Source organism: Gammaproteobacteria bacterium, assembly GCA_028819075.1.
Lineage (GTDB): Bacteria > Gemmatimonadota > Gemmatimonadetes > Longimicrobiales > Gaopeijiaceae > BD2-11.
Map to the genome: position 1 here is coordinate 1 of JAPPMM010000006.1, position 6464 is coordinate 6464.

At 66.3% G+C, this 6464-nt stretch carries 5 protein-coding genes; 4 read left to right on the forward strand and 1 reads right to left on the reverse strand.

Annotated features, from left to right (window positions below):
* On the reverse strand, positions 1 to 1415 hold a 1415-nt coding region (locus OXU32_00610), incomplete at its 3' end, for a DUF1156 domain-containing protein (protein ID MDE0072471.1).
* Between the two features lie 102 nt (positions 1416 to 1517).
* Here OXU32_00610 and OXU32_00615 point away from each other — a divergent pair.
* The 4 genes from OXU32_00615 to OXU32_00630 form a co-directional block, all read left to right on the forward strand.
* A complete protein-coding gene (locus tag OXU32_00615; protein ID MDE0072472.1) occupies positions 1518 to 2402 on the forward strand; it encodes a tyrosine-type recombinase/integrase in 885 nt (294 codons plus the stop codon).
* Between the two features lie 3 nt (positions 2403 to 2405).
* Positions 2406 to 3341 carry a tyrosine-type recombinase/integrase gene (locus OXU32_00620; protein ID MDE0072473.1) on the forward strand — a complete coding sequence of 312 codons (936 nt, stop codon included), beginning with the start codon at positions 2406 to 2408 and terminating at the stop codon, positions 3339 to 3341.
* A gap of 75 nt (positions 3342 to 3416) precedes the next feature.
* Positions 3417 to 5006, forward strand: a complete 1590-nt coding sequence (locus tag OXU32_00625; GenBank protein MDE0072474.1) for an AAA family ATPase — start codon at positions 3417 to 3419, stop codon at positions 5004 to 5006.
* Between the two features lie 4 nt (positions 5007 to 5010).
* Positions 5011 to 6464: DUF1156 domain-containing protein (locus OXU32_00630; protein MDE0072475.1), on the forward strand; the 1454-nt coding region annotated here is incomplete at its 3' end.

The window sequence follows — 6464 nt, forward strand, 5'->3', positions numbered from 1 at the left end:
GCCAGATACACGCCGACAGCCTCGGCATACGCCCTCGCGCCGGTGCCGCCTTCGCGTAGCGGGCGGTCGTCGTCCGACAGGCTCGCCGCTACCGCGTCCGCACGGATCCACTCCATAGCCTCGCCGACGAGGTCAGAGAAGGTGGTGAGCGCCACGAGTTGGCGATCTGTGAAGAGGTCGCGCCACCGCACCATTCCGTATTGCTGAACCCTGAATCCGAGGGCCTTGTCCGGGAGCCGCGTGTCTGGCACCCCGGTTGGGTCGGCGCGGCGGGCGATTTCCTCCATTTCCGTCGACGGTGGAAGGTAGACGCGGCCGCGGTCGCCAACGGCGACGATGGCCATCAGCCTACTGCCCATTCGGCCTGCTCTTGCCTCATCGCGAAGGTAGCTGAAGGGCATCGGGGCTCCCGACATCATGCAAAGAAACTCGCTGCCGCTGCCCCCGGACTTCGTTCCCTTTCTGGACTCGGCGATGTCGGGCGGGCGCCCTGAGCGGACGTTGAAGCGATACGCCGCCCCTTGGATGATCGGCTGGACGTACGCCTCCTTTCCCTTCTTCGTCGAGAGCAACCACGTGGAGGCGAGGGGCACCTCAACGTCGGCGAACGCCGGATTCGGACTCCGAACCGTACGCGCCCAGAGCCAAGCGATGACCGTCAGCCTCCGGCCCTCGTACGGCTTCAGGTCCGGCTGCTCGCTGACCATCGCGCGCGTCACCTCGATCTGCGGGTACAGATGCCCGATACGCCGCTCCGCTTCGTCGCGCATCCACTGCCCGTAGTGACGCACGTCCTCGGCCAGCCCTCGCCCGCCCTTCCATGACCGCTTGACCAGTTCACGCCCCGACCGAGAATTCGGGTTGACCGGTGACCTGCCCGCGAACTTCGGCGGGATCTCGATCATCGCTTTGTTGATCAGGACGGCCACCGGGTTCAGGTCGCTGGCATGGGAATCGAGCCCGAGCCGCTGTGCCTCCAGCGGAAGAGCTCCCCCGCCCGCGAACGGATCGTGGAAGGCAGGAAGCCGATCCGGGTTGAACAACTCCTGTGCCCGCGGATGATCGACGTTGTCCCTACAGGTTCGCCGCCAACTCCGAAGGATTTCCCGGCGCGCCTCCGCGAGCAGATCCTCGTTCGTCGTATTCTCCCACCGCACCAATCGTTCCAGAATCCCGAACAACCTGTCCCGCTCTTTCTCCTGCGCCTCCCTAGTGGGGAACCCTTCTGGATTCGCGGATGGATCGTCCACCATCTGGGCGAAAATCACGGCTCGCGCGGCCGCCAACGGTCGGCGCGCCCACCAGAGGTGAAGTGTGCTGGGATGTCCGTGCCGGATGGACTTCTCGCGCCTCGACGCGGCGTTGATCGCGTCCAAGGGGAGGGCCACTTCGATCAGCTTGGGAGCTACCGTCATCGACGAGAACGTACCGTTGGAGAAGACTTCGACAGCCTGCGGACGGCGCGTCCGCGACCCTCACGAATGCTCCGCCCGCAACACATCGCCGGGAGGAGCATCATGTCCACCATTCTTCGTGAGAGAGAGAACGCCAAGCCCGTCCCGTTCGAGACGGTCGCGGAAGAAGTATTCCGAAGGTACGGACGTACTTGGAAGCCGGCCACCTTGCAGGTGAATCGGGCGTACCTCCGAAACCAGATCATGCCATGGTTCAGGGGACGACCGGTGACCGAGATCACACGGGCCGAGGTCCGGCGTTGGTTCGGAACCCTTCATGCCACCCCCGCCGCGGCCAACCGCTCGCTACCGATCCTCTCGGTCATCATGCGTCAGGCGGAGACCTACGGCTACCGAACGAAGAACAGCAATCCCTGCAAGGGGATCCGGCGCTACCCGCAGGCCCGCCGGGAGCGGTTCCTCACGCCCGCCGAGATGCGCCGCTTGGGACATGGGCTAGCGAACGCCCGGTCCGAGGCGCCCCTCCCCGTGGCCATCGTCCGGCTCCTGTGCCTCACCGGATGCAGGCAGAGCGAGATCCGGACGCTGCGCTGGGGTGACTACCGCGAGGGCCACCTGTTTCTGCGCGACGGCAAGTCCGGTCCAAGAACCGTGTGGCTCTGCCGCGCGGCACGCAGCCAGTTGGACGGTTTGCCCAAGACGACCGGCTTCGTGTTCCCCGCAGCCGACCCGCAGGAACCCATGTCCACCGAGACCCTCTACGGACATTGGCGTCGGATTCGCCGGGAGGCCCGTCTCTCCGGCCTCCGTTTGCACGACCTGCGTCACACCTACGCGAGTCTCGCACTGCGGAACGGCGAGTCCGTGGTCATGATCGGCCGGCTGCTGGGGCATCGTGATCCGGACACCACCCTGAGGTACATACACTTCGGTGACGCGATGCTGAGGCAGGCGGTGGAGACCGTCGCCGAGGCTTTGGAGGGATAAGCGATGGCGACCCCGAGCTTCGAAGGATTTGTGGGCGGTTCTTGGAACATCGCCTGCTACAACCGCTGCAAGCCCTCAACACGCCAGCGCGTCGACAGCGCGCTCCGCACGCAGTTGCTTCCTACGTTCGGAGACAGGAAGCTGAGCGAAATCGGCTCGCTGGAGGTGCTCGCTTGGTTCGACCGCTACAGCCGAACCGCGCCCGCCGGCGCGAACCGGATCCTCGACATTCTGAAGCAGATCTTCAACTACGCCATCGAGTGCGGGCATGTGGACTTCAACCCGGCTCAAGGCGTACGGCACAACCCAAGACCCAAGGTCACCCGCTTTCTGTCCCGGGACGAGGTGGCGCGGGTCCATGCTGCCCTGAACGCCCACCGGGGTCGAGGCTCGGGCCAGCAGCAGGTTGCCATCATCCGCCTCCTGCTCCTTACGGGGTGCCGCAAGGGCGAACTGGTCAACCTGCGTTGGGAGGAAGTCGGCGAAGACGTGCTGCGGCTGTCCGACAGCAAGACTGGACCCCGCACCGTCTTCCTGAGCAGCGCGGCCCACGCGGTGATCACCCGGCAGCCACGGACGGGAAGTCCCTATGTATTTCCGTCGCTGACGGACGCATCCCGGCCCCGCTCGAGCGAACTCTCGCTATGGCGCAAGGTCCGGCGGGAGGCCCGCATCGAAGGTGTGCGCCTTCACGACCTGCGCCACACCTTCGCAAGCCACGCGGTCATGGGGCGCGTCCCTCTGCCGGTTCTCTCCCGGTTGCTGGGACACAGCCAAGACCGTATGGCAATGCGCTACGCGCACGTCTGCGATCGCGAGGCGTCGGACGCCGCCGAGAGGGTCGGATCAACCATCGCTGATCTGCTCGGGGTTTCCGCCCCAAACTGCGGCAGCGGGGACGGACGGGAGAGCTTGTCCCTCGACCCCGGCAACCCGTAACGCGACCTACAGGCGGCTCCGAACGCGACATCGATGTGCTTGCCCGTCCCGCGAGCCCCAACCACGTTTACTCCCATGCGAAAGTTCAACACGGCGGGTCCCATACGGCCCGCGCTCCACTACCATATCCCGCCGCTCGACCGACTCGCTCTGCCGGAAGTGCTCGGCCTCGTCCGGGACGAGCGCTACTTCGTGCTGCACGCTCCCCGGCAGACGGGCAAGACGACGGCGCTGCTGGCGTTGCGCGGCCTGCTCAACGGCGGCGAGGCCGGCGAGTATCGTTGCGCCTACATCAATGTCGAGCCCGCGCAGACGGCGCGGGAGGATGTGGGGCGCGCGATGGGCGCGATCGCATCGCAGATCGCCCGGGAGGCGAGATACACGCTGAACGACCGCGCCACGGCCGAAGCCGCGGAGGCGCTCGACACCACCCGGCGTCCTGACGACGCGCTCGGCACTCTGCTGGAAACCTGGGCGAGAGCCGCTCGCGCGCCGCTGGTCCTTCTGATCGACGAGATCGACTCGCTGGTGGGTGATACGCTGGTATCGGTGCTGCGGCAGTTGCGGGCGGGTTACGTGCGCCGGCCGGAGGGATTCCCCCAGAGCGTCGTGCTTTGCGGAGTTCGCGACGTGCGCGACTACCGAATCCGGGCCGGCTCGGAGAAGAACGTCATCACGGGCGGGAGCGCCTTCAACGTCAAGGCGAGGTCGCTACGGATGGGGGACTTCGGCCGCGCCGAGGTCGAGGACCTGCTGGGGCAACACACCGCCGAAACCGGCCAACGATTCGCGCACGGGGCCGTCCGGGCCGTGTGGGAGCAGACCCGCGGACAGCCTTGGCTGGTCAACGCGCTCGCGCTGGAGATGTGCTTTTTGGCGGGGGTGCCGAGGGAGCCCGGGGAACCCTTCACGGAGAGCGATGTCTTCGCTGCGCGCGAGGCGCTGATCCTACGGCGCGACACGCATCTTGACCAGTTGGCGGACAAGCTGCGCGAGCCCCGCGTGCGCCGGGTGATCGAGCCCCTGATGGGCGGCGGGGACGCGGAGTACAGCGACCGTGACTTCGAGTACGTGCGCGATCTCGGGCTGGTCGCGCCGGGCCGGACGCTGCGCGTGGCGAATCCCATCTACGGCGAGGTGCTCCCTCGCGAGTTGACGTGGGTCCTCCAGCACGAAATCGCGCCCCAGGAGACCGCATGGTACGTGCGCTCCGACGGGAGTCTGGACATGGACGGCCTGCTTGCCGCCTTCCAAGAGTTCTTCCGGCAGAACTCCGAGCACTGGATCCGGCGGGCTCAGTACACGGAGGCCGGGCCGCAGTTGGTGCTCCAGGCTTTTCTGCACCGGGTCGTGAACGCCACGGGACGGATCGAGCGGGAGTACGCGCTGGGGAGCCGCCGCGTGGACCTGCTGGTCGTGTGGCCCCGCGAGGGAGGACGGGAGGAACGGATCGTCGTCGAGTGCAAGCTGGTAAAGGAAGGACGGTCCATGTCGCGAACAGTCGAAGTGGGACTCGAACAGACGAAGCGCTACATGGACATCAGCGGAACGGAAGCGGGCCATCTCGTCGTCTTCGACTTGCGTCCGGGAAGGAGCTGGGCGGAGAGGATCTTCCGGGAGGAGCGCAAGCGGGGCGGTGCCTTGGTCACAGTCTGGGGAGCCTGACGCGATGGCTGCGGCCGCCGACGCAGGCGGGGCTAGCAACCGACGCAAGCTCATCGAGGTTGCGTTGCCTCTCGATGCAATCAATGCGGCATCGAGGCGCGAGAAGTCCATCCGCCACGGTCATCCGAGCACGCTCCACCTCTGGTGGGCGAGGAGGCCTCTCGCCGCCGCCCGCGCCGTCATCTTCTCGCAGATGGTGGATGATCCATCCGAGGATCCCGAGCGGTTCCCGACCGAGGAATCGAGAACGCGCGAACGTGCTCGTCTGTTCCGGCTGATCGAGGAGCTCGTGACCTGGGAGAACACGACCAACCGAACGGTCTTGGAGCGCGCGCGCCGGGAGATCCTCCGAAGCTGGCGGAGGACTTGTAGCGAGAACCGGGACCACCCCAACGCCGCAAAACTCTTCGACCCAAAGAGGTTGCCGGCGTTCCACGACCCGTTCGCCGGGGGTGGTGCATTGCCTCTCGAAGCTCAGCGGCTGGGACTTGAGGCCCACGCCAGCGACCTGAACCCTGTGGCGGTCCTGATCAACAAGGCGATGATCGAGATTCCGCCCAGGTTCGCGGACCGAAGGCCGGTACACACTACGGGGGCGGTCGGCGCATCAACCCCGCGAGCAACCCTGATCGACAGGGAGTGGAAGGGCGCTCAGGGTCTGGCCGAAGACGTGAGGCACTACGGCGGATGGATGCGGAAGGAAGCCGACAAGCGGATCGGGGACCTCTACCCGAGCGTGGCGGTGACATCGCGCATGGCTCGGAGACGTCGAGATCTGAAGAAGTACGAAGGACGCAGACTCACTGTCATCGCATGGCTTTGGGCGCGTACCGTGCCGAGCCCCAATCCGGCCTTTTCCGATGTCGAGGTGCCCCTCGCGTCGTCCTTCATGCTGTCGACGAAGAAGGGCAAGGAGGCGTACGTCGAGCCGGTCATAGAGGATGGTGGATACCGGTTCGATGTCCGTGTCGGACCGCCAATGGACCGGGACGCCGCGAAGCGCGGCACGAAGATGTCGCGGGGGGCGAACTTCCGCTGCCTGATGTCCGGCGCACCGCTTGCCCCCGACTACGTCAAATCGGAAGGCCGCGCTGGGCGCATGGGCGCTCGGCTGATGGCAATCGTTGCCGAGGGGGATCGCGAGCGGGTCTACCTGAGTCCTTCGGCCGAACAGGCGGACGCGGCGCGACGGGCACAGCCCGAGTGGAGGCCGGAACTCGCCCAACCCGAAAACCCGCGTTGGTTTTCACCGCCGGACTACGGCCTCCCTACTTTCGGAGACCTCTTCACTTCACGCCAGTTGGTCGCGCTGACCACCTTCTCGGATCTCGTGGGCGAAGCAATGGAGCAGGTTCAACGGGACGCGGTCGCGGCTGGTGTGAGCGACGACGACCGCCCGCTACGCGACGGCGGCACGGGCGCGAGGGCGTATGCCGAGGCTGTCGGCGTGTATCTGGC

Coding starts and splice junctions, on each gene's coding strand:
- OXU32_00615 (MDE0072472.1), top strand. CDS start 1,518: ATGTCCACCATTCTTCGTGAGAGAGAGAACGCCAAGCCCGTCCCGTTC.
- OXU32_00620 (MDE0072473.1), top strand. CDS start 2,406: ATGGCGACCCCGAGCTTCGAAGGATTTGTGGGCGGTTCTTGGAACATC.
- OXU32_00625 (MDE0072474.1), top strand. CDS start 3,417: ATGCGAAAGTTCAACACGGCGGGTCCCATACGGCCCGCGCTCCACTAC.